Source organism: Vallitalea sp., from assembly GCF_025211055.1.
In the GTDB taxonomy this organism is placed as follows: domain Bacteria; phylum Bacillota; class Clostridia; order Lachnospirales; family Vallitaleaceae; genus Vallitalea.
This window is the reverse complement of record NZ_JAOARO010000035.1, coordinates 25734-50703: the sequence shown is the minus strand read 5'-3', so window position 1 is coordinate 50703 and position 24970 is coordinate 25734. Positions and strand designations below refer to the sequence as shown.

The window sequence follows — 24970 nt, the reverse complement described above, 5'->3', positions numbered from 1 at the left end:
AACACCTCATAATCTTTATGTTAGTAGTTTTGCTATTAAGTCATGGAACTCTTCTATTTTATTGATAAATTTAATCTTTCATATTGTTCCACCGGTGAATCATTTTCTTCCATTAATTTAATCATATTATCTATTAATATGTTTTCTATATCTGTATTAGTTATTGGATTTTGTTGTATAGGGTCGTTTTTTAAATCAAATAATAAACTATCATACCCTTTTGGATCAAATCTATGAGTTACCGGTATTTTTATAACAGGTACACCTTTGGTAAATTTAAAACCTTCAAATAATTCACGTTCCATACTTCTTAATTCGTCTAAATTAAACATTCGCTTAATATGAGCAAAATTAAGTCCATATGAATATAATGGTTGATTTCCTTCTTTTGGATGTCTCATATAGACGAATCTTCCATCAGTTATATTAACAGCCTTACCATGATAGCCAAATAATACATAATCATGTATTTTTGTATCATTTTTTATAACGTCACTTAATGAAACTCCAAGCATTTCTTCTGGTTGCTTAACACCAAAGAACTCTAACAAGGTTGGCGCTATATCAATGGTTTGAGCTAAACTTTTTCGTCTTACTGCTTTTTCCTTACATCTTGGGTCCCATATAAAAAATGGTGTATTTGCCATTTCATTATAAACATTAGGATGACTTTTCCCAAAATAGTTTTTTTCACCTAATAAAAGTCCATGATCTGTATTCACAATTAGCATTGTATCTTCCCACATATTATTTTCATCAAATAAATCTAGGACTTTTCCTAAATACTCATCACACATAGTTAATGTTGCTGAATATGCTTTTTGAACTCTACTCATATATTTAGTATTATCATCTGTTCTTTCTCTATACGGTAGTTGATCATATCCTTCATCAGGAAATTTATCATCATATAATCTATGAAAACGTTCTGGTGCAAAAAATGGTTCATGAGGATCAAAATATTCAAGTTGTAAGTACCAGTTGTCTGAATCCATATTGGTTTTCATGAATTCTATACCTGCTTCAAAAGCTCTTACATGATAATGTTCTTTTTCATCCTTCATATATTTGCGATTGATATGGTCTTGTCTAACCATCTTATAACTAGGCGAAAATTCTTCATTATATATAAAATCTTCTGGTGTATCTACAACACCTTTCCATAAATCACCTTGATCGCCTCTTATAAAATCATAAGTTGAGAAGCGATTGTGATATGTAGCACCTCCATCTTCCCAATAATGAAAATGATCTGACACTAAGTGTGTGTGAATATTATTTTGTTTTAATAATTCCGGCATAGAAACATCAAATGGATCGATGGGTGACCAACTTTTATGCAAAAAATTGTATCTACCTGTATGTATTTCACGCCTAGCTGGCATACATGGCATACTTCCTATATAGAAATTATCAAAAGTTACTGTTTTTTCAGCAAGTCTCTTAAAGTTTGGAGTTATTGTCCAATCATTACCATAAGCTGACAAATAATGTTTATTTAGTGAATCAAACATTACCATTACTGCTTTCATATAAAATTCCTCCTTGAATAATAATTGCTATATATGTTATTTAATCTAATTATTGACTACTATATATAATAATATAGTAGTCAATTCTAAAATCAATCATTTTATATATAATACAGTTATAAAGTTATAACTTATGGTAAAGGAACACCTAAAACTTTACTAAATACAAAAGATAAAACTAGCACTACAGAAAATGAAACTATATAGTAAGTCCACTTTTTTGCCTTAAAATACAATAACATTACTCCACAAAATAACATTGATGAAATTACATATCCTAAAATTGGTATTAATAACACATACCCGATTAACATTATATAAAATATTAACACTTTTAGTTCATTTGAAATATTTAATTCAATATACTTTTCATATTTCTCATTTATTAAACTTAAAACTATTAAAACAATACTAAATATAAATATTAATATCATAGTTAATTTAGGTATAAATTGTGCATCTATCAGCGTTGTAGACGATTTACCAACTTGAATTTGGAAAGGAATTAAAATCCATCCAATTACAGAAAGTAGTAAAAAGAATATTCCACCAATTAAATTAGCTCTAATTTTAATTTTCATTATATATTACTCCTCGTTTCTTGCTATTACTCAGATGGATTCGCTATTTCATAAAACTTTTTAGCATCTTCTATTCTAGAAGTCATATATTCATTAACTTCTTTTCCATTACTATTATTTATATTTAAATGAACTAACTCTGCTTTAAATTCTTCATTTTGATAAACTTTATTTATACAATCATATAAATAATCTATAATTTCTTGATCTGTACCTTTTCTTGTTGCAATATATACATATCCTTCATATTGAACATCATAACCTTTACTCATAATTGTTGGTACAGGATCAACACCTTCATACAAATCATATGGTTGTTGTGAAAATACAAATAATGGTTTTAAATCTCCATTTTCAACATAATCTTTTGCAATTCTTGCTGGTGCTAATGTAATATCAGTATGTCCACCTAATACATTTGTTAAACCTTCTGCACCACTTTTATGAGGAACAGTTTCAGCTTGTATATCTGCCATTTTATATAAAGCATCTTGAGCTAAGAAATTATAAGTACCAGGTCCACCACTTCCAAATTTAACAACATGTTCTTTACTATACTCAACTAAATCTTCAAAAGTTTCAATTCCAGTTTTTTTAGGATTAGCAAATATAGCATTAACTTCTTGATTTAATCCAATAACTGGAACAAAATCATCACCTTTATATGGAACATTAGTATACAATGGAGCTACTGCGTTAACTAAACTTGGTAGAACAATTATTGTATCTGAATTTGCTTCTTCAACTAAATATTCTGTAGCACCTACAATTCCACCTGCTCCAGGACGATTTTCAACTATTATAGTTGCTCCCATTACTTTTTCTAGATATTTAGCAATTGTACGTGCATTAATATCCATACCACCACCAGCGCCACCTGAAACAATAATCTTTAGCTTATCTTTTGGATAGCTTACTGTTTTTTCTTCTGCATCAGTTTTTTCTTCTTGAGCATCAGTTTTATCTTCAGCATTTGATTTTTCTTTTGTCACATTATTCTTTGTACTATCACCTTTTTTCTCATCACTACCTGTAGTTCCACATGCAGTAAAAACTACTAAAACTAATGCTAAACATAAAAACCCTTTTAAACGTTTGATTGACTTTTTCATTAAATCACTCCTTAATCATGTTTTTTTTAGTCAAGTTTTTTTAACAATCGTCGACTTAGTCAACATTAATAAATTACCTTGTACTACCTATCTTATTCATTGTGATTACTAACAATTAACATTTATTTTACAAATTCATTTTAACATATTTTTTACATACTTTCAATATGAAAATAATATTTTTTCAGTTACTTTTCTAGTTTCCTATATGCAGGTAATAATTTACCTTTTGTCAACTCATTGTCTTTAACCAAGCCATCTGTAGGTCTTTTAGATAATTCTTCTATCAGATATTCTTTAAATTGAGAAATTATATTACCATATTTTTCTTCTTTTATAAGATTATTTAGTTCTTTAGGATCATTATCTAGATCAAAAAACAACTCTAATCCTGAGTATGAATCCCAGACATATTTATATCTTTCATTGACTATATAATTCCATCCTCTATTTAGCCCAATTCTATAATTTTCCCCATGTACATATTTTCTATTAGGAAGATTTTCGCCCATTAAAAGAGGTTTCAGACTATCACCTTCAACTTCTTCTGGAATATCGATTCCTGCAACATCTAATACTGTTGGCATAATATCACTTAGATTTACTGGTACTTTGGTTCGTCTATTAATCTTATACCCACCACTTTTTGGAAGTCTAACAATGAAAGGAACTTTAGCAGAACCCTCAAAAGCAGCTCCTTTTCTAAACATATTATGGTCACCTAACATTTCACCATGGTCTGATGTAAATATTATGATTGTATCATCTAAAACTCTTCTTCTTTTCAACCATATAAGTAATTTACCAATTTGAGCATCAATATGACTAATAGAACCATAGTATGCTTTTCTAGCCATATCTAAAGCTTTTCCTTCTATTCTTCCTTCAAACGGATTTGTCGTAGTTGAAGTTTTTTCAAATTCTGGAGCCCATTCACCAATAGGTACCTCTGGGAACTCAACATCTCTATACATTTCATAATAAAAACTTGGTGGATCTAGAGGTGGATGTGGTCTATGAAAACTCATTTGTAAGTAAAATGGTCTTGTAGGATCTCTTCTTTCAATTTGATCCAGAGATTCTTGTAGCGTCCATTCAGTTGGATGCAATCTGCTTTCCGCATTCCAAGGGAATACAACTCGACCATTATTTTCATGCATTTTGGCAGTATCTTTAACCTTTCCGCCTGTTTCCTTTTCTAGCCATAGATGATAGTCACTTGGTAATTTAAATTCATCGTAAGCATTTTGTGTTTCATAAAGTCTATTAATTTCAAACCCAAGAGCCTTTCTTTGTGGTTCAAAATGATTTTTACCAACATTAATCGTTTGGTACCCATTATCTCTTAAGACTTCCATTAAGGTATTCTTATAGTTCCATTCAATACTGAAATCGTTTCCAAAAAAACCAGTAGAAGATGGTTTTTTCCCTGTTATTAAACAAGCCCTTGCAGGAACACATACAGGCGACGGACTATAACCTCTTTCAAAAACAACACTATCTACTGTCATTTCATCTAGAAAAGGAGTTTGTATTATATCGTTATTTAAAGCACCAATACAATCACCTCTCCATTGATCTGTTAAAATCAAAATTATATTAGGTTGTTTTGTATTCATTATTTAACCTCCAACATATATTTTTTTCATTTTGAAATTATCATTTGTTCTATATTACCATACTATATAGTTAATTTCAACAAGAAATAATTCCAATTTATAAAATCGATATATTATATTTACACAATCTCTTTATTTACTTAATAAATCGTTGTTAAAATCGCTAATGATAATTATCCAATCGCAAATCATGTACTGATCTATAATTCTATATTCACTATTTAATTATTTTCATTATAAAAATAATTAAGCATATATATATCTTAGGATTTTATAATAAAAATCAATTAATTCATTTAAAAAAGGATCTAATTAATAATCAATAGAGTTCTAACTATAAAAATAGCAAGAATTTGAATTTATTTTCAAAATCCTTGCTATAAAAGAGTTAGTTAAGTATTAGTTTGCTTTTCAATGTATAAGATATTTTTGAATATCTATGCATTTAGTTGATTAATTAGATTTTGTAATTCTTCTTCGTTCATGGCACCAAATGTTATAAGTGATTTTAGAGTATTAGTTGCCGCCATCTCCTCTATTGCACTTTCATTAAATATATCTGTATCAATGAACATTTGTTTCATATTCTCAGTAATTTGTTTTACTATCATTGCACCTACAGGGTGCTCTGCTATTTCTACAAATGTTGAACTTCTATCAAATGACTTTTTAATTTTTCTTGTTGAATTTACTCTAATATTTGTTTTTAGAGGTAAATTGACTACTGAAGAACCAGCTAATATCTGGAATTCACCAGTTTCCACATGCCAGTCTTTAATGTCTACGTTATAATAAGCAAAGGAACGTTTATTCAATATAAATTTCACTTTCTTTTCTTCACCTGGTACTAATTGTACTTTAGCAAAATCCTTTAACTCTTTTACTGGTCTTATAACTGATGATTCAATATCTCTCACATATATTTGAATAACTTCTTTTCCAGCTAGATCTCCAGTATTTTTAACTGTTACAGTAACTTCCACTTTTTCTGAATCTTGTATTTCATTTTTGTTTATTTCAATATCAGTATATTCAAAAGTAGTATAGCTAAGCCCATGTCCAAATGGAAATAGAGTATCTATATCTTTGGCATCATAATATCTATACCCTACGAATAATCCTTCGTTATAGCAGACTTTGTTTTCTTTTCCTGGATAATTCAATGATGATGGATTATGTTTTAACCTAATTGGGAATGTTTCAGCTAGTTTACCTGATGGGTTAACCTTGCCATATATAATATCAGCGACAGCTCCTCCACCTGCCTGACCACCTAGATAACCTTCTAACACTGTTTTCACACTATTTATCCAAGGCATTTCTATAGGAGAACCATTAGATAATACTACAACTATATTTTCATTCACTTTACTTAGTTCTTCTATTAGATGAACTTGGTTTTCAGGCATTTGCATATGTCTTCTATCATATCCTTCTGATTCATATCTATCAGGAAGACCAACAAATACTACAACAACTTCACTATCTTTTGCTAAGTTTATTGCTTCATTTTCCAATTCCTGGCTAGGTTCATCAACATTAATATCATATCCCTTAGCAAAACTTACTGTACCCAGCTTTTTCATTTCTTCTAAAGCATTGTGTAAAAACGTAGGATTAATATGTGAACTTCCCCCACCTTGATATCTTGGGTTATTTGCTAATTCACCAATAACAGCGACTTTTTTATTTTTATCCATTGGAAGTATTTTATCATTATTTTTTAGAAGTACCATACATTCTGATGCAACTTTTCTTGCTAATAAATCATGTTCTTTTTTATCAAAATTCATATTTCTTGCATTCTCTATGCCTTTAAAAACTAGTTCCAATATTCTGTTGACAACTTTATCTAGAACTTTTTCATCTAGAGTACCATTTTTGACTGCTTCAACAATTTTTTTATCATTGAGTCCTCCATTACCTGGCATTTCTAGGTCCATACCTGCTTTGATTCCTTCTACTCTATCATCTTCTGCTCCCCAGTCTGAGATTACTAAACCTTCATAACCCCAGTCATTTCTCAAAACTTCTGTTAGCAGTTTATAGTTATCAGCACAATAAGTCCCATTTAATTTATTGTAAGCACACATGACTGTCCATGGTTTCGCTTCTTTGATGGCAGTTTCAAAACTAGCAAGATATATTTCTCTTAAGGTTCTTTCATCAACCAAAGTATTAACACTCATTCTTTTGTATTCTTGATTGTTGGCTGCAAAATGTTTTATAGATGTTCCTACTCCTTGACTTTGAACACCTAATATATGATGTTTAGCTATTTGAGTTGATAAATATGGGTCTTCTGAAAAATATTCAAAATTCCTTCCACACAGAGGTGAACGCTTAATATTTACTGCTGGACCTAATAGAACTGATACATTTTCTGATTGTGTTTCTTCACCTAATGCTACACCGACTTTTTGTACTAAATCTCTATCCCATGATGATGCCAACCCTACACCAGAAGGAAAACAAGTTGATGGTACCGAGGTATTAACTCCTAGATGGTCTGAATCGCCTGCTTGTTTCCTTAATCCATGAGGTCCATCAGTAACCATTATTGAGGGAATACCTAATCTTTCAATTGGCTCTGTAGTCCAAAAATCCTTACCTGAACATAAAGAAGCTTTTTCTTCCAATGTCAACTCTGATAGAAGCTTATTAATATTTTCTTGCATAATATCTCCTCCTTAATTTTATCTATTTATTTACCTTTCAATCTGATATAATTGTATTAATGGTATTGATTATATTGTAAAGATTTATCTATATAATGTATATCATTTTATTTACTATTTTTTTCGTAAATTTTACTTTTGGGAGGGATTTTGTGTTTATAGGTAATATGGATTTTAGTCAGATTTTTAACTCACTTAAAATAACTGATATGTCCAAGAAAGAGGAATACTTATACCAAGAATCAAAAAATGATTCTACAAACTATTCCCATTACCCTTATGAATTAGAAAAACAACTTTATCAGGCAATTATTACTGGTAATATAGATGAAATAGAAAAGGTTGGATATGAGTATAGTAATTATCCTCTTTCAGTATTATGTCAAAACAACTCCATAAGATCTCTGAAGAACAATATGATTTGCAGTTGTGCACTCATAACTAGAATGGCTATTGAAACAGGTTTAGAAGAAAACTATGCATATTTCCTTAGTGACCTATACATTAATAAAATAGAATCTCTAAGAGATAAAGAATCTTTAATTAATCTTAATGCTATTATGATACTTGATTTCATGACTCAGATAAAGAATAGTCTATCTACTAATAAAAATAATTACTCTCCCTTAACAAAAAAAGTAATTAAATATATTAATGATAATCTTTGTACCAACTTTGCATTGACTGATGTTGCTGATTATATTAATGCTAATAGTAGTTATTTATCCAGAACCTTTAAAAAAGAAGTAGGTATTAGTTTTACTAAATATATTCATATAAATAGAATAAAAAAAGCTAAACATCTACTTCTGTTCACCAACCTATCCTTAGTAGAGATTTCTACCCGATTAGGTTATACAACTCAGAGTCATTTTAGTAAGATATTTAAACAGATTAGTGGAATGACTCCTAATACCTTCAAACAAAATCACATTAAAACTGATTAACTATAAAAAAAGGGCTGTTCCATAGTACTTTTAATGTTGTACTATTATCGAACAGTCCTTTCTATATTTAAGTTAAAATAATTCATCAATCGCACAAACTATACCCACAGGAGTTACTATATTAGCTATAAGCTTATTAATTATATTTATAATTTTATCTTTACTGTCAGTTACCTTAGAAACAATATCGGATTCTAAATGATTACAATTATCTCTCTTAAGTATTTCAATACCGTATGCAATTTTAGCTTTATCTTTTTCGTAGTATGTAGATTCAACTAAATAATACTCTAGGTTAATAATTCGATTATTCTCAGTTATAACTTGTCTTGTTCCTTTAAGGTATTTTTTCATAATAACATCCCCGCTCTCTGTAATAAAATCTAATAGACATGTCCAAACTATCCCCTAGCTTTCTAGAAATATCATTAATATTTCCACAATATGTAGTACCTATTTTTTTCTTTCACAATACATATTGTAGTTTCATGCCTTATCATCATTATATATTACTTATAGTAGGTATTCTATATAAACATATCGCAAATCAATGTAGAAAATCACTTCTTTCGACGTATCATTTCATTACATCTTAGCATCTCTGTATAATACCGTCATATATATGATATTACTGCGATATTTTTATTATCATATTCAAATATATGTTTTATTCTATAAAACCCCTTTTCCTATTCATTATTTCAACGATCTTTACCTTATTATTATAATAATCTATATCCTTCCTATTACATATAGTAGGATATTTTGAACTTTTTACTGCTATACTACTTGCCATAATTAGTTTAGCCATCTTTTCCTGCTCATATTTTCTTTCTATAGAAACAGCAAACGCTCCAACCATTGAATCACTTGCACCAATTCCGTCGGTTATTTCTGGAGTTTCACTAAATATAACTTTGCATATTTTATTTTTAGAAAGTACATAAAGACCCTCGGCAGAATCATATAATATATAATGAATCTTATTTGATATTAGTATATGGTACAACTCTTTTAATACATAGTACTTATCATAGGTTAACGTATCCACGTTAACTAAATCTGAAATATTCTTATCACTTATCTTCAGAGCATAGGGATTAAGTTTTAACGACTTACGTAGATTTTGTCCTTCTAATGCAGTAATCACTTTTATATCATGTTTCTTAGCTACTGAACTTATATCTTCAATCAGATTAAAATCAGTACCTCTTGGCATATCTCCACCTAAAATCATTATTTTAGCATCTTTTATTCTATTTTGCAGTTTATGTTTCAGATTCTTCTTGTCTCTTTCATCTACTAACATATTGTCATCCAATAACGTAGTTTGTCTTCCATTAACTGAATCAACAATTCTATAAATAGATTTACTTTCACCCATGTTAAATACAAAATCAGATTTTATTCTGTTTTTCTGCATTATATTATGAATGAACCTACCGCCCATTCCTCCTAAGAATCCTAATACATATGGTTCACCTTGAAGTAACTTTATTATATATGCAGTATATATCGGGCTCTCTCCAAGACTTATACGATAATCCTGTACTTTGTTTTCACCATCCACTTCTAACCCGTCTATAACTGCCAATTTATTAATTGAAGGATTAAGTGCTATAGTAACAATCATTTTATTCCACCTCAACAATATGTTTAATCTTATAGATTATTTAATATTATAACAGACCTTTTAATTATTAACAAATATAAAATAAATAGATATTAGAAAAACCACGAAGATTGCTATAACTGCTTTCTTCATGGTTAGACTAGTATAATATATTTACATTAAGGAGTATATTATAACCGTAATTAAGTGTATCTGATATGACTAAACTCTAAACAATAGTTCATCATATGTTGGGTATGGCCATGCTTCTTCTGAAACTATTTTTTCAAGTTCATCACATGGTTTTCTTAATTCTGCCATAGCTGGGAATACTGTCTCTCTATAAGCAAATGCCATACTTTCAATATTACTAATTACCTTAGCTTCTTCAATTGCTTTATTAAGGTCAGCAACTTTAACTCTAACATCAAATAATAGTTTTGAAATCTTATTAACAAGTTCTTCTTGTACAGATACATCTACTGAAGGACACACACCCTTAATCTTGCTAATAGATTCAGCAACACCAGTCATGTAATTAATACATGCAGGAATAATCTGCTTTCTAACCATTTGAGACATTGTAAGTCCCTCTATATTAATTATTTTTGCATATTCTTCAAATACGATTTCTTTACGAGAAACTATTTCTCCTTTTGTAAAGACACCATGTCTTTCAAATAATTCAACAGCTTCTGGTTTATCAAAATAAGTATAGGCTTCAACTGTTGATGATAGATTAGGAAGTCCTCTTCTTGCTGCTTCTTGAACCCATTCATCAGAATAACCGTCACCATCAAATATGATTCTCTTATGGTCTTTTATTAATCTTATGATAACTTTTTTAAGAGATTCATTGAAATCATCAGCTTTCTCTAATTCATCTGCAACTCTTCTAAGATATTCAGAAACAATTGTATTAAGAACAATGTTAGGTCCGGCTATTGATGCGGATGAAGGACACATTCTGAATTCGAATCTATTACCAGTAAATGCGAATGGTGATGTTCTATTTCTATCTGTAGAATCTTTTGGAAGTTTTGGAAGTGTAGAAACACCTACTTCAAGTAATTCTACTTGTTTTTCTATATTAAGGTCTCCAGCTTCAATTTGATTGATTATACTAGATAATTTATCTCCTAAGAATACTGAAATTATAGCTGGTGGGGCTTCATTAGCTCCTAATCTATGATCATTACCAGGGTTAGCTGCTGATAATCTGAGTAATGGAGCATATTCGTCAACTGCTGCAATAATTATTGATAGAAAAAGTAAGAACCTTGCATTTTCTTCAGGTGTTTTTCCTGGCTTCAATAAATTAATACCATCATCAGTAGCTAATGACCAGTTGTTATGCTTACCTGAACCATTAACTCCAGCAAATGGCTTTTCATGTAATAGGCATACTAGATCGTGTCTCATTGCAATTTTTTGAATGATTTCCATCATTAACTGATTATGGTCTGTTGCAATATTTGTTGTTGAGAATATTGGTGCCACTTCAAATTGAGCTGGAGCTACTTCATTATGCTTTGTCTTAGCAGATACCCCTAACTTCCATAGTTCAACATCTAATTCTCTCATAAAATTAGCAATTCTTTCTTTTATGCTTCCAAAATAATGGTCATCCAATTCTTGACCTTTTGGAGGCATTGCACCAAATAATGTTCTTCCAGTAAATATTAGATCTTTTCTTGCTTGGTAATATTTTTTATCTACTAAGAAATACTCTTGTTCTGCTCCTACTGTAGTTATTATTTTCTTAGCACTTGTTTCTCCAAACAATTTTAATACCCTCATTGCTTGTTTGGAAATAGATTCCATTGAACGCAGTAATGGTGTTTTTTTATCAAGAGCTTCACCAGTATATGAATAGAACGCAGTTGGTATACATAATGTTACACCTGCTGAATCTTCTTTTAGGAAAGCTGGTGATGTTGGGTCCCAAGCTGTATATCCTCTAGCTTCAAATGTAGCTCTAAGTCCTCCATTAGGGAAAGATGAAGCATCAGGCTCTCCTTGAATTAACTCTTTACCAGAGAACTCCATAGTTGCTCTTCCGTCAGGAGTTAATGATATAAAAGAGTCATGCTTTTCTGCTGTTTTTCCTGTCATAGGCTGGAACCAGTGTGTGTAATGAGTTGCTCCTTTTTCTATAGCCCAATCTTTCATAGCGTTTGCAATTACTTCAGCTGTTGTCTTCTCTAGTGGTTCTCCAAGTTCTATTGTTCTCTTAAGTGATTTATATGTTTCTTTTGGAAGTCTTTCTTTCATAACTGCATCACTAAATACATTTGTTCCGAATAAATCGTTGATACTCATACTATGTCCTCCTAATCTTAATCTACTTTTCATATAAAAATCTAATAAAAAAAGCGTTACTAAGGGAACTTCCCTAAGAACGCCATTGTTCTAAAAGTTTAGTTAAAGCCGGACTCCTTTGCCCGATTATATCTGTATATAATATATCATATCACAATTGATAATGCAAGTATTAATTAACAAAATTTTATTATACATAATTTTCAAACTATTATCATTTATATTTGTTAATAATATCTATAGCTACTATTCTTTTTGAGATACCCTTGTTCATGCTGAGTTTTTGAATCTTCCTATGTGCTTCTTCTTCTGTTAAACCGTTATTCTCTAATAATAATTGTTTAGCTTGATTAATTATTTGCTTATCTTCTTGCTTCTTTTTGAGAGTACTGACTTCTTTGCGTAACTTAGTTATACTCCTTGATGTTTTAACCAATAAATCAATAGTATTTATTAATGAATCTTTATTAATAGGCTTGATTAGCAAACTAAATATTGGTTCATGTTTTAGGTTAGTAAAATACTGTAGTTGGGATGAACCAATTATAGTAATGATTGGGCATACATTGTCTGCTACCAGCACTTCACTTACGTCATGACCGTTAATTCCCTTCATGTTAAAATCCATAATACATAAATCTGGATAAACCGTATGGATTCTCCTTAGGATGTCATATCCATCTGTTGTTTCACCTACTACATTATATCCATTTTCATTAAGGAAGTGCGATAATTGCTTCAATATTTTTTTGTTAGAGGATCCTACTATGATTCTAGCTCCCATACACAAAACATCCTTTTACTCAGCTATAAATATTTTCTTAATATCTTGAAATATATTTTTCAACTTCCCATGAATGAACTACTGATATATATTCATCCCATTCCAGACTTTTTGCTTTCATGTATCTCTCGTAAACATCACCTAATGCTTCTTTTATAATTTCATCTTTTGATAAATCTATTAAGGCTTCTTTTAGAGTACTTGGAATTGTTGATTCTACATCAAGTGTATCAAGTACTTTACTAAGCTCTTTTTTTTCCATCATTTTGGGGGGTTCTATCTTGTTCTTAATACCATCAAGTCCTGCTTTCAATATTGCTGCAACTGCCAAATATGGATTACAGGAAGGGTCTGGACTTCTAAGCTCAATCAGGGATTTTTTATTTCTACCTCTTGGAACTCTAATAAGTGGACTGGCATTTATAGTTGACCAACCAATTCTGACAGGTGCTTCAAATCCGGATACTAATCTTTTATAAGAATTTACTGTAGGATTAGTTACAGCAGTTAAAGCTTTTGCATGCTTCAATAATCCACCAATAAAATAATATGCTTCTTTTGATAGATTAAGTTCATCTTTTTTGTCGTAGAATATGTTCCTACCATCTTCATCATACATAAGCAGGTTGCAATGCATTCCTGAACCACTTATCCCAAAGATAGGCTTAGGCATAAATGTAGCATGTAGTCCATGTTTTCTTGCAATGACTTTTACTACCAACTTAAAAGTGACAATATTATCTGCCGATCTTAGTGCATCACTATATTTGAAATCTATTTCATGTTGACCTGGAGCTACTTCATGGTGAGAGGTCTGAATATCAAATCCCATTTCTTCAAGTGTAAGTACTATGTCTCGTCTTACGTTTTCCCCTAAGTCAATTGGTCCCAGATCAAAATATCCTGCATTATCGTGAGTTGTTGTTGTAGGATAACCATTTTCATCTATTTGAAATAGGAAAAATTCAAATTCTGGTCCTACATTAAAGTCATAACCCATATCTGCAGCTTCTTTTATTACTTTCTTAAGAACATATCTAGGATCGCCTTGAAAAGGAGTACCGTCAAGATTATATATATCACATATCATTCTACCTACTTTACCTTGATGAGGTCTCCAAGGAAATATCTCAAAAGTATCCAAATCTGGTTTTAGATACATATCAGATTCTTCCATTCTAACAAATCCTTCTATTGATGAACCATCAATCAATATCTGATTGTTTAACGCTTTCTCAAGTTGTTCATCTGTAATAGCCACATTTTTGAGAGTACCTAGAATGTCTACAAATTGAAGTCTTATGAATTTGATATCCTCTTCACGTGTGATTTTAATTATATCTTCTTTTGTATATCTGCTTTCTCCTAACATAACAATGCCTCCTTTTCATATAGTATTAATATTATCAGCAATCTTTATTAGTTAAGAGTATATTATAAAAATATTATTCTTGCAATACTTTTCCATTAATCTCCATTATATCTAGCAAAGAATTATTTTAGCATATAAAATCTATCTATAGAATTCCTTGAGAGTTATAAAATGAAGAGTTATAATATATAATTATAATCGTATTTTAACTCTCTATTTAATGGAGGGCTTATGGAGGTGATTATCAAAAATGGTTATTGAATTTAATAAAATATTTAATAAGAAGGAAGTACTTAATACTATGCAGTGCTACGAAGATAGTACTAATTATGGTGAATACTGCAAAATATATGAAGAAGTAGTTGAAAATTCTGTTAAGAATATTACCCCAAAAGGATACTATATTATAACTGATAATAATAATTATATTAACAATAATTGTGAACAAGTGATTTTTTGTTTAGTTACTTTGGGTAGTTATATTGATGAAGAGATAAAACGTTATTTTGATAATAATGATTATCTAAAAGGTATGATGTTGAATACTATAGGTGACCAGATGTTGTTTGATATAAGTAATTCTCTATATCAATTACTGCAAAAAGAACAAAGTTATTATGATATCAATCTAACCTCAAGAATAGAACCTGGCTCTAGTGAATCAAGTATCGAATTCCAAAAGATAATACTAGATATGATTAATGAGAAAGAACCTACTGATATTACTATAACATCAGGATATATGTTCTCTCCTACTAAAACTTTATCTTATTATTATGGAGCATCAACAAATATACCTCCTTCTACAGTAGACCATAATTGTAGTAAATGCACTAATCCCTCTTGTACTTTCAGAAAATATAATTTAATAATAAAACAAGCTACTAAATCCCATAGATTTCAAGTGAAAAAAGGTGAGAATCTTCTAAATGTTATCAGACATTACAACTTTCCCATTAAAGCATATTGTGGTGGCAAAAAAGTATGTGGTAAATGTAAGGTGAAACTTATAGAAGGTAATATAGAACTATCAGATGAAGAGAAAAAATTCCTTACAGATATTGAGATTGAAGAAGGTATAATTCTATCTTGCTTCCATAATATTGATAATGATATGACTATAGAATTAAATGAAGAAGCTACTACTTCAAGAATACAGACTGGCTATAAAATTGGTAATATCAAAAAACAGAAATATAAATTACTTAAAATTGATGGGATAATAGAAAGTCATAATAATAATAGTAGTGTAGTAGAATTAATTAATAAGAAATTAGGAGTAGATTATAAATATTCTTTGAATGCAGTAAAAGAACTATCTAATATAGAGAATCTAATAAAAGATATCTATCTGTTATCTAAGAACAATACAGAAATACTTAGATCTGCTAATAATGAAATTACTGCATATGGTGTGGGTATTGATATAGGTACTACTACTATTGTAATAACTCTTATTGATCTATTGAAAAATAAAGAAATAGGTATATATAAAAATGTTAATCCTCAAAAGGCTTATGGTGCAGATGTAATAAGCAGGATTAATTATGCTATAAAAGACACCCAAAACACTCAGACTAAATTGATTTGTGATGAAATTAGTTCTGGTATAAAAATTATTGTGGATAAATATGAATTGAATGAAAAAGATATAGTGGAAATAACTATTAGCGGTAATACTACCATGCAATATTTATTGACTGGCGTCAATCCTTATAAATTATCCATAAGTCCTTTTACAACAATGGACTTATCTCTTAATGAATACTTATATAGTCAACTATTCACAGATAATCTACTTGATTGTAATGTTACTCTATTACCTGGAGTTTCTGCTTACATTGGCTCTGATATAATAGCAGGTTTTTATTATAGTGACCTTATAGATCAAGAAGGAAATATACTCTTTATTGATATAGGCACCAATGGAGAAATAGCTCTTAAGACTAAGGATGATTCTATTATCTGTGCTGCAACTGCAGCAGGACCTGCTTTTGAAGGTGCTAATATTAAATGCGGCATGGAAAGTATTGATGGAGCTATTTGTAATATTAGATTGATGGATAATAAATTCAAATACGATGTTATTGGTAAAAGCACTCCAAAAGGCATCTGCGGTTCAGCTCTTGTAGATATAACTGCTGAACTACTTGATATTGATGTAATAGATAATACAGGAAAACTAAACATTGATAAAGTTATTCTATACCAAGATGAGCAATCTGAAATAGGATTATATCAAGAAGATATCAGACAGCTCCAACTTGCCAAATCTGCTATTTCAGCGGGAATAAGCGTATTATTAGATGAAGCTTCTATATCCATTAATGATGTTGATAAAGTTTTTCTAGCTGGAGGTTTTGGCAGCAATCTTAATATTGCTAATGCTATAACAATAGGTCTATTTCAAAAAGAACTAAAAAATAAAGTTGAAACTATAGGTAATAGTTCATTAGGCGGTTGTGTTAAATATCTATTAAATGATAACAGTTCCAATAATTTTGATGAAATAAAATCAAAATGCAAATATATCGAACTGTCAACTAATATGAAATTCAACAAAGAATATATTATGAACATGTATTTCTGATATACTTACTCTTATCTTAAAAAGGATGATTTTCATAAAATATATCTCATTGACAGGATTTTTAATCTAGTAATAAGGCGTTCCATCAAGGAACGCCTATTAATTCTGTTCTTATGTATTAGATTAACAAAACAATAAGTTCTAGAATGGTTTGTTATAGATATAATTATCTCCAAAATTATTATCCCAATATGTTTGTCCATTAATTTCACATTTGATTGCAAATTCATAAGTCTCTGCATTTTCAATAATATCAAATGTCCATAATTCCATATCTGTATATGGTTGATAACAAGAGTTCTTGTAAGCCTTAACATCTTTATAAGTTTTCCAATTATCAGTTGTATATCTTACAGTTAGGATTTTATTAGAATTAAAATCATTAATTATTACAGTTCCATGAAATCCACTTTCATTCTTATAGTTTGATTTTAATAATAATTTACTTTTATTTAGTTTATAATCTTGACTACAATTTGTACTTGAAATATTTAACGAATAATTTTCCCCGTTATTATTATCCCAGAATATTTGTCCATCATTTTCCACTTTAATAGCAAATGAACTATTATATTTATAATAATAATAACCATTCCATGGGTACATAGGTGTTTCAAATATATAGATATCATATCCATCTGAAGAAGTCTTTAAATATGATGCAGATATATCACTCCAAGTTTTTCCACCATTATTAGTATAATGAACTACTACATTTTTACTATCTCCTAAATCTCTTACAGCGATTTTACCTGTAGTAGTCCATCCTTTTATTACTCCATGATCACGGATCTCTTTTATTTTTGCATAATACAGTGCTACTTTTTTATCTTCAGTAGCTCTAATATTAATACTAAATAAACCTAACACCATAACCATACACAAACTAATACTCATTAATAATTTTACTGATTTTTTCATAAACTTAACTCCTTTTCTATTATGTATTTTTTCAACCATATTATTATATCATTATTTAGAATATTTTCAATTGTTATTTTAACAAAATTCTATATATTACAGTATGTTGTTCAGCAAATAATCTATATTTTCTTTGTTGCATTAAAATTAATAAACAAGGGCGTCCCTTTTATAGGAACGCCCCCATTTCAATCAAAAAATAAATTCAACATCTGATAACCTATTATATATTTCATCAATAACTTTCTTCTCTTCTTCCTCTGTATCTGCTAAAAATGTAACAGAGAATCTTACAAATGCTCCTGCATCATCCCACGGTACAGTTGAAATCAATTTTTCTCTTATTAAGAACTGGGAAAAATCTTCAGCACATTCAAAATCAATACCCTCTTTGACACCTTTAGGAATTTTAACATATAAATAGAAAGAACCTATTGGTTTTTTTGCATGAAAACCTATTTTATTAAGAACTTCAACAAGCATATTGTGTCTTCTTGAATACTTAGCTGCAGTTTTTTCAGTAATCTCTGGATGTTCTAGAGCATAGATACCAGCTTTTTGGATAGCTTTGAATTGTCCAGAATCATTATTATCCTTTACAGCTGCAAACGCACTCACTACTTTTTCATTACCTGCTACAAAAGCAATCCTCCATCCAGTCATATTATAAGCTTTAGATAATGAATGGATTTCAACTCCTACCTCTTTAGCTCCATCTACACTTAAGAAACTTAATGGTTTGTTTCCATCAAATGTCAAAGCTGCATATGCAGCATCATGTACAACAATCAAATCATTTTCTTTTGCAAACTTAATTACTTCCTTAAAAAATTCTTCAGTGGCAACTGCTCCTGTAGGGTTATTTGGGTAATTTAAGTATAGCAACTTAGCCCTTTTAAGTATTTCTTTAGGTATGGAATTTAGATCCGGTAAGAAGTGATTTTCTTGAACCAAACTTAGATTAAAAACTTCTCCACCAAGCCATTTTGTCATAGTTCCCATTATTGGGTATCCAGGTACAGTCATCAAAGTGACATCTCCCGGATTAATAAATGCCTGAGCCATCATAGCAAGGGCTGGTTTTGAACCTATTGCATGATTAACCTCTGTGTCACTGTTGATATCTTTTACATTATAGACATCTTCTAAGTACTTCGCAGCGGCTGATTTGAATTCTTCAACTCCATTATCAGCATAATTTCTATTTTCCCACTTGGCTGCTTCTTCTGACAATACTTTAACAACGCCTTCATCTGCCATTGAATCTGGTTCACCAACACCCATATCAATGATTTTGATATCTGGATGTTCGCTTATTGCTACAGCTTTAGCTCTTTTTATCTTTTCAAATTTATATATCACTGTGCTTTTTCCAAATTGATTTCCACCAATTCTGTCTGCTATTAATTCTTGAATATAGGTCTCCATTTATTTTACCTCCAGTTTTTATTATTAATTCTATAATAACCATTCTCCTTCAAATGTAGTTACCGCTTCACCTGACATATAGATATGATTACTCTCTTTATCCCATTCTATTAATAAATCTCCACCAGTTAATTTTACAACAGCTTTTCTATTGGTTAAATTGTTAAGAACTGATGCTACTAGAGTAGCGCAAGCCCCAGTTCCACATGCTAAAGTTTCTCCAGAGCCTCTCTCCCATACACGCATCTTAATAGTTTCATTGTCTATTATTTGTACAAACTCCACATTTACTTTCTTAGGGAATTTTTCATCTATTTCCACTAACTTACCTATTTCTTCTACTTCGAAAGTATCTGTATCATCAACATAAGTTATAGCATGAGGATTACCCATAGACACACAAGTAAATTCATATTTTTTACCATTAACATCTATTTTTTCCTTAATTACAGGATATTTATCACTAATTACAGGAATATATTCTGCCTTTAATATTGGTTCTCCCATATCAACTTTTGCATATGTGACCTTTTCATCAACTACTGTCATATCAAGTATCTTATTACCAGCTAGAGTTTCAATTGTTATACTAGTCTTTTTTGTCATCTTATTATCATAAACATACTTTCCTACACATCTAATAGCATTTCCACACATTTCAGCTTCTGAACCATCTGCATTAAACATTCTCATTCTAAAATCAGCCTTTTTTGATGGCAATATAAGTACTATTCCATCAGAACCTACTCCAAAATGTCTATTGCTCATTTTAATAGATAGTTCAGCAGGATTATCTACTTCTACTTGAAAACCATTAATGTAAATATAGTCATTCCCACAACCATGCATTTTAGTAAATATCATATAAACACCTCGCTATAATTTATTTTTACTTTTTAATAAATTTCGTCCTTACAAAATAGTGGTTCTAATTACAAATACTATTTTATTATATCATAATTAATTTTATAAAATCAAGGCTTAATAAGGATAAAATAACTATACAACTATCTTATGTATTAATAAGAGAATAATATTATCCTAAAAATCTAATACTCTTATAAAAGGTTAAAATTCATTATTTTAAGGAGGAATTATATGGATAGAATAGTTGGTAAAAAAGCTCCATGCTTTGAAATGGCAACAGCCCTAGGTGATGGAAGTGATTTTGGTAAAGCAAAGTTGGAAGATTATAAAGGTAAATGGTTGGTACTATTTTTTTATCCTTTAGACTTTACTTTTGTCTGTCCTACAGAGATTACAGGTTATAGTAAGAAAATTGAAGAATTCAGAAAACTTGGAGCAGAAGTCTTAGGTGTAAGCGTAGATAGCGAACACTCTCATAAAGCTTGGATAAATGATAATCTTGGTAAAATTAATTTTCCAATTGCTTCTGATATAACAAAATCAGTTTCAAGAGATTATGGTGTATTACTTGAAGATGAAGGTATAGCCTTGAGAGGACTATTTATTATTGATACAGAAGGTATTGTAAAATATAGTGTTATACATGATCTTAATGTAGGCCGTTCTGTAGATGAGACCCTACGAGTTTTACAAGCTTTACAAGCAGGTGGTCTATGTCCAGTTGATTGGGCTCCTGGAGAAGATATGTTGTAAGTACCCAATAGAATAGACTTTGTTTTAGATGAACAAAGTCTATTCTATTCAAGTAGTATACTATAAATTGTATTTTGGAATACTCATATAGATTAATTCTTATTGAATTCTCCTGGTGCTACATCCAAGATATTATTATCTGGAACATTTACATAATTAGGAGGTACTATTCCGCTTAAGATTCTATCTACTAGAGTTACCTGTTGACATACTGTTACTTTTTCAGATGCAAGAGGAACTACAACCTGCATAGTGGTTTCTATATTAAGCCATACTCTATGATTTATTTGATTTATCCCTGTTGACCTAAATTCCCTATCATAATTGATAGTAGCTGTACCAAAAGGAAGTATTTCCACCTCTATATTAGGGCCTGTATTTGCAAATATATTAGACCCTATTAGATTACCAGATGGTATAGGTATAGTTTCATCTGTGTATTTATCCACTTCTTCTGAGATCTTATTGATGACATCAGCACATATTTCATTAATGGTTATAGTATCAATACCACATGATACTATCTCTCCTTCCTCATTATATATATACGTCACTAACTCATCAGTATTTATTTGTTTCTCTTCTAATGTTTTTCTAACTGCATCATTTATGGACTGTGTAGCTATTGTTTTGATTTTCAACTGTGACATAGCTACTACAATAGGTAAGATCTGCTTATCTAAATATGTATATACAAAAATAAAGCTAAGACTTATTACTGCTATAAGGATACATATATATGCACCAAATCGTTTTTTCTTACTTCTACTCTTTCTCGGCTTCCTGCCTTTTATATTCCTTCTCATATCTCCTCCTATGTCTATTGTTACTTAACAGCATTTCTTAATCCTTATATAAATTATATGATAAGCAATAACATTTTGTGTATGTCTACCTATTAAGTTAAACTTATTGAAATAAGATTGTGTAATCCCTGAAACCATATTTAATAAAGCCTTTGCAGAATAATTACAAACACAATACAATTTATGAATAATTTGTTAATAAATATTAAATTTGTTCCAAAATATATATTTTCCTTTCTATATCTAGTTATATTTGATATAATATCATCTGTATGAAGGAGGAAAATTATGAATTTTAGTAAGGATTCCAACAAGAAAAAGCAAAAAGAACTTGATTCCAAATCAAGTAAAGCCACGAAAAGTGTAAGCACATCTTTTATTAAGATTTTAGTTTTTGCATTATTGTTACTAATCATTGTAGGTGTTTGTGCTGGTTTAGGGTTTGTTAAATCCATCATTGACTCTGCACCTGATATTAACGTAGAAGATATTGTTCCAAAAGGATATACTTCATTTATATATGATCAAGATGGTAACGAAATTGTTCAGTTACATGGGTCTAATGCTAATAGAATATTTGTAGAACTTGATGAAATACCTACTTATCTTCAAGACTCTTTTATTGCTATAGAAGATGAACGTTTTTGGCAACATAATGGAATTGATGTAAAAGGTATTTTTAGAGCTATTTTTACTAATATAAAAGAAAAAAGTTTAAGTGAAGGTGCCAGCACAATCACTCAACAGCTTATTAAAAATAATATATTATCAACAGAAACATCATTTGAAAGGAAAATACAAGAACAATATTTAGCCGTACAGCTTGAAAAAAAATCTGACAAGAAAACCATATTAGAGAACTATCTAAACACTGTAGCACTTGGAAGAGGAACCAATGGTGTACAAGCTGCCTCTAATAAATATTTTAATAAAGATGTAAGCGAATTAACAATTGCTGAGTCAGCAGTTATTGCTTCAATAACTAAGAACCCTAGTTTTTATGATCCTGTTACTTATCCTGATAATAACAAGCGAAGACAAACAAGAATTCTCAAAAAACTCATAGAACAGGAAAAAATTACTCAAGCTCAATATGATAAAGCCCTAAAAGAAGATGTATATAATAATATTCAAATAGTAAACAAAACTTATGCTGGTAATTCAAGTTATTCTTATTACGTTGATGAAGTTATTTCAAGAGTAAAAAATGACCTTATGGTTAAAAAAGGATATACTGAAACTCAAGCATATAACTTAATCTATCGTGGTGGACTAAGCATTTATATTAATCAAGACACTGATATACAAAAAATAGTAGATGAAACTTACACTAATGAAGACTTTTTCCCTAAGAAAAATGTTGATTACAGTGTTATACTAGATTATTCAGTAACAGTAAAAGATAAAAAAGGTAATAAAAAAGACATTAATAAAAACAAAACTTTTGAAACTGACCAAGAAGCTAATGATTATATTGAACAATTGAAAAAAGAATTAACTGGTGAAGGCTATGAAATAGTTGCTGAAAAACCTACATATATACCACAGCCCCAATCAGCAATGGTACTTATTGATCAACATACAGGTTATGTAAAAGCTCTTTCAGGTGGTAGAGGTGAAAAAGTAGGAAATCTCACATTTAACCGTGCTACGACTTCCACTCGTTCCCCAGGTTCAACATTTAAAATACTCGCAGCTTATTTACCTGCTATTGATACAGCTGGTTATACATTAGCTACAGTCATTGATGATGTTCCTACTCAATTTTCAAATGAACCTAAGGGCTGGCCTAAGAACTATGATTATAAATTTAGAGGTCTTACAACCGTTAGAGAAGGTATACGTTATTCAATGAATATACTAGCTGTAAAAACTCTAAATGATATAGGTGTACAAACAGGCTTTGATTATTTAATTAATTTAGGTTTTACAACATTAGTTGAAAAGAAAACTGTAAATGGGGAAAACTTTACTGATAAAGGTTTATCCCTAACACTTGGAGGTTTAACAAATGGTGTTACTGTATTAGAACTAACAGGTGCATATGCAGCTATTGCAAATAATGGTGTATATATAGAACCTACATTTTATTCAAGGGTACTTGACCATGATGGTAAACTACTTATTCAAAAAGAACCTGCTACAAGAACAGTAATGAAAGAAACGACTGCATTCTTGTTAACAGATGCTATGGTTGATGTTGTAAAAAATGGTACTGGTAAAAAAGTAAGATTTACTGGCATGCCTATTGCAGGTAAAACAGGTACATCTACAGGTGACAAAGACTTAGTTTTTGCTGGATTTACTCCATATTATACAGCTGTTGTGTGGAAAGGCTATGATATTCAAAAGGAACAAAAATATCTAAACTATCATAAAAAGATATGGAAAGAAATAATGCAGCGAATACATGAAGGATTACCTAGAAAAGAATTTAATAGACCATCTGGTATTGTAACCAAAAAAATATGTACAGAATCAGGAAAACTAGCTGTGTCTGGACTATGTGATAGAGACCAAAGAGGTTCTACTGTCAGAACAGAATATTTTGCTAAAGGAACCGAACCAACAGAACCATGTGATGTTCATATAAAATCAACAATATGTAAAGACTCTAAATTATTTGCTACAGAATATTGTCCTGAATCAAGCAAGGAAGAAAAAGTATATATTCAACGACTTATTCCATTCGTACCAGAAGAATGGGATCCAAGAAGACCACCTACAATTCAGGATAGACAATATGAACTTCCGCCATCAATGATTGGTGAATATTGTAATATTCATGGTCCAGAACCAGAGCCAGAGCCAGAAGTACCATATATTCTACCACCAGATTATATGAACCCTGATAGTAGTAATGATAACAATACTAATACTAATAATAATAATGATGTTAACCCTGATTTATTTACACCATTTTTACCTAAGGAACATACTAACGATGCAAATAGTGATAATACAAATCCTTGATAATATAATAAGAGAAACCTCTTCCTAGGGGTTTCTCTTATTGTATATATACTTAAAAAAAACTGTAAGTTTT

18 protein-coding genes are annotated in these 24970 nt (G+C 30.1%); 4 read left to right on the top strand and 14 right to left on the bottom strand.

Annotation, left to right across the window (positions count from 1 at the left end; translation table 11 throughout):
- Nucleotides 1-53: 53 nt before the first annotated feature.
- The 5 genes from N4A55_RS04435 to N4A55_RS04415 all read right to left on the bottom strand — a co-directional run bounded on the left by N4A55_RS04435 (nt 54) and on the right by N4A55_RS04415 (nt 7522).
- On the bottom strand, nt 54-1532 hold the full coding sequence (locus N4A55_RS04435) for a sulfatase (protein ID WP_293754296.1): 1479 nt from the start codon (nt 1530-1532) through the stop codon (nt 54-56).
- 131 nt (nt 1533-1663) lie between these two features.
- Nucleotides 1664-2113 carry a tripartite tricarboxylate transporter TctB family protein gene (locus N4A55_RS04430; RefSeq protein ID WP_293754295.1) on the bottom strand — a complete coding sequence of 150 codons (450 nt, stop codon included), beginning with the start codon at nt 2111-2113 and terminating at the stop codon, nt 1664-1666.
- 26 nt (nt 2114-2139) lie between these two features.
- Nucleotides 2140-3225, bottom strand: a complete 1086-nt coding sequence (locus N4A55_RS04425) for a tripartite tricarboxylate transporter substrate binding protein (RefSeq protein ID WP_293754294.1) — start codon at nt 3223-3225, stop codon at nt 2140-2142.
- Nucleotides 3226-3413: 188 nt separating this feature from the next.
- Nucleotides 3414-4844, bottom strand: a complete 1431-nt coding sequence (locus N4A55_RS04420) for an arylsulfatase (RefSeq protein ID WP_293754293.1) — start codon at nt 4842-4844, stop codon at nt 3414-3416.
- A 437-nt stretch (nt 4845-5281) separates the two neighbouring features.
- Nucleotides 5282-7522 (bottom strand): glycoside hydrolase family 3 C-terminal domain-containing protein, encoded by a 2241-nt coding sequence (locus N4A55_RS04415; RefSeq protein ID WP_293754292.1) that lies wholly within the window; start codon nt 7520-7522, stop codon nt 5282-5284.
- 152 nt (nt 7523-7674) lie between these two features.
- On the opposite strand from N4A55_RS04415, the gene N4A55_RS04410 reads away from it, so the two are divergent.
- Nucleotides 7675-8469, top strand: a complete 795-nt coding sequence (locus N4A55_RS04410) for a helix-turn-helix domain-containing protein (protein ID WP_293754291.1) — start codon at nt 7675-7677, stop codon at nt 8467-8469.
- A 72-nt stretch (nt 8470-8541) separates the two neighbouring features.
- On the opposite strand, the gene N4A55_RS04405 is transcribed toward N4A55_RS04410, so the two are convergent.
- From N4A55_RS04405 to glnA, 5 genes are all read right to left on the bottom strand, one after another.
- On the bottom strand, nt 8542-8823 hold the full coding sequence (locus N4A55_RS04405) for a DUF6514 family protein (protein ID WP_293754290.1): 282 nt from the start codon (nt 8821-8823) through the stop codon (nt 8542-8544).
- A 313-nt stretch (nt 8824-9136) separates the two neighbouring features.
- On the bottom strand, nt 9137-10102 hold the full coding sequence (locus tag N4A55_RS04400; protein WP_293754289.1) for a PfkB family carbohydrate kinase: 966 nt from the start codon (nt 10100-10102) through the stop codon (nt 9137-9139).
- A gap of 201 nt (nt 10103-10303) precedes the next feature.
- Nucleotides 10304-12403, bottom strand: a complete 2100-nt coding sequence (locus N4A55_RS04395) for a glutamine synthetase III family protein (RefSeq protein WP_293754288.1) — start codon at nt 12401-12403, stop codon at nt 10304-10306.
- Between the two features lie 214 nt (nt 12404-12617).
- Entirely contained in the window at nt 12618-13187 is a 570-nt protein-coding gene (locus N4A55_RS04390) for an ANTAR domain-containing response regulator (RefSeq protein WP_293754287.1), read from the bottom strand.
- A gap of 37 nt (nt 13188-13224) precedes the next feature.
- Complete coding sequence (gene glnA / locus N4A55_RS04385; protein WP_293754286.1) at nt 13225-14559, bottom strand: type I glutamate--ammonia ligase; 1335 nt, start codon at nt 14557-14559, stop codon at nt 13225-13227.
- A 250-nt stretch (nt 14560-14809) separates the two neighbouring features.
- Here glnA and N4A55_RS04380 point away from each other — a divergent pair, with 250 nt between their 5' ends.
- Nucleotides 14810-17149: an ASKHA domain-containing protein gene (locus N4A55_RS04380; protein ID WP_293754285.1), complete on the top strand. Its 2340-nt coding sequence runs from the start codon at nt 14810-14812 to the stop codon at nt 17147-17149.
- 141 nt (nt 17150-17290) lie between these two features.
- On the opposite strand, the gene N4A55_RS04375 is transcribed toward N4A55_RS04380, so the two are convergent.
- From N4A55_RS04375 to dapF, 3 genes are all read right to left on the bottom strand, one after another.
- Nucleotides 17291-18070 carry a carbohydrate-binding protein gene (locus N4A55_RS04375; protein WP_293754284.1) on the bottom strand — a complete coding sequence of 260 codons (780 nt, stop codon included), beginning with the start codon at nt 18068-18070 and terminating at the stop codon, nt 17291-17293.
- A gap of 192 nt (nt 18071-18262) precedes the next feature.
- Nucleotides 18263-19498, bottom strand: coding sequence for an LL-diaminopimelate aminotransferase (locus tag N4A55_RS04370; RefSeq protein ID WP_293754283.1), 1236 nt, complete (start codon nt 19496-19498; stop codon nt 18263-18265).
- Between the two features lie 30 nt (nt 19499-19528).
- Entirely contained in the window at nt 19529-20362 is an 834-nt protein-coding gene (gene dapF / locus N4A55_RS04365) for a diaminopimelate epimerase (protein WP_293754282.1), read from the bottom strand.
- A 234-nt stretch (nt 20363-20596) separates the two neighbouring features.
- Here dapF and N4A55_RS04360 point away from each other — a divergent pair, with 234 nt between their 5' ends.
- Nucleotides 20597-21118 carry a peroxiredoxin gene (locus tag N4A55_RS04360; RefSeq protein ID WP_293754281.1) on the top strand — a complete coding sequence of 174 codons (522 nt, stop codon included), beginning with the start codon at nt 20597-20599 and terminating at the stop codon, nt 21116-21118.
- 92 nt (nt 21119-21210) lie between these two features.
- Here N4A55_RS04360 and yunB read toward each other — a convergent pair whose 3' ends face one another.
- Nucleotides 21211-21924, bottom strand: coding sequence for a sporulation protein YunB (yunB, locus tag N4A55_RS04355; protein ID WP_293754280.1), 714 nt, complete (start codon nt 21922-21924; stop codon nt 21211-21213).
- A 288-nt stretch (nt 21925-22212) separates the two neighbouring features.
- Here yunB and N4A55_RS04350 point away from each other — a divergent pair, with 288 nt between their 5' ends.
- Entirely contained in the window at nt 22213-24897 is a 2685-nt protein-coding gene (locus N4A55_RS04350; RefSeq protein WP_293754279.1) for a transglycosylase domain-containing protein, read from the top strand.
- Nucleotides 24898-24970: the final 73 nt, after the last annotated feature.

Excerpts from the sequence above, each read along its gene's own strand:
- N4A55_RS04435 (WP_293754296.1), bottom strand. The coding sequence starts at position 1,532 with ATGAAAGCAGTAATGGTAATGTTTGATTCACTAAATAAACATTATTTG.
- N4A55_RS04430 (WP_293754295.1), bottom strand. The coding sequence starts at position 2,113 with ATGAAAATTAAAATTAGAGCTAATTTAATTGGTGGAATATTCTTTTTA.
- N4A55_RS04425 (WP_293754294.1), bottom strand. The coding sequence starts at position 3,225 with ATGAAAAAGTCAATCAAACGTTTAAAAGGGTTTTTATGTTTAGCATTA.
- N4A55_RS04420 (WP_293754293.1), bottom strand. The coding sequence starts at position 4,844 with ATGAATACAAAACAACCTAATATAATTTTGATTTTAACAGATCAATGG.
- N4A55_RS04415 (WP_293754292.1), bottom strand. The coding sequence starts at position 7,522 with ATGCAAGAAAATATTAATAAGCTTCTATCAGAGTTGACATTGGAAGAA.
- N4A55_RS04405 (WP_293754290.1), bottom strand. The coding sequence starts at position 8,823 with ATGAAAAAATACCTTAAAGGAACAAGACAAGTTATAACTGAGAATAAT.
- N4A55_RS04400 (WP_293754289.1), bottom strand. The coding sequence starts at position 10,102 with ATGATTGTTACTATAGCACTTAATCCTTCAATTAATAAATTGGCAGTT.
- N4A55_RS04395 (WP_293754288.1), bottom strand. The coding sequence starts at position 12,403 with ATGAGTATCAACGATTTATTCGGAACAAATGTATTTAGTGATGCAGTT.
- N4A55_RS04390 (WP_293754287.1), bottom strand. The coding sequence starts at position 13,187 with ATGGGAGCTAGAATCATAGTAGGATCCTCTAACAAAAAAATATTGAAG.
- glnA (WP_293754286.1), bottom strand. The coding sequence starts at position 14,559 with ATGTTAGGAGAAAGCAGATATACAAAAGAAGATATAATTAAAATCACA.
- N4A55_RS04380 (WP_293754285.1), top strand. The coding sequence starts at position 14,810 with ATGGTTATTGAATTTAATAAAATATTTAATAAGAAGGAAGTACTTAAT.
- N4A55_RS04375 (WP_293754284.1), bottom strand. The coding sequence starts at position 18,070 with ATGAAAAAATCAGTAAAATTATTAATGAGTATTAGTTTGTGTATGGTT.
- N4A55_RS04370 (WP_293754283.1), bottom strand. The coding sequence starts at position 19,498 with ATGGAGACCTATATTCAAGAATTAATAGCAGACAGAATTGGTGGAAAT.
- dapF (WP_293754282.1), bottom strand. The coding sequence starts at position 20,362 with ATGATATTTACTAAAATGCATGGTTGTGGGAATGACTATATTTACATT.
- N4A55_RS04360 (WP_293754281.1), top strand. The coding sequence starts at position 20,597 with ATGGATAGAATAGTTGGTAAAAAAGCTCCATGCTTTGAAATGGCAACA.
- yunB (WP_293754280.1), bottom strand. The coding sequence starts at position 21,924 with ATGAGAAGGAATATAAAAGGCAGGAAGCCGAGAAAGAGTAGAAGTAAG.
- N4A55_RS04350 (WP_293754279.1), top strand. The coding sequence starts at position 22,213 with ATGAATTTTAGTAAGGATTCCAACAAGAAAAAGCAAAAAGAACTTGAT.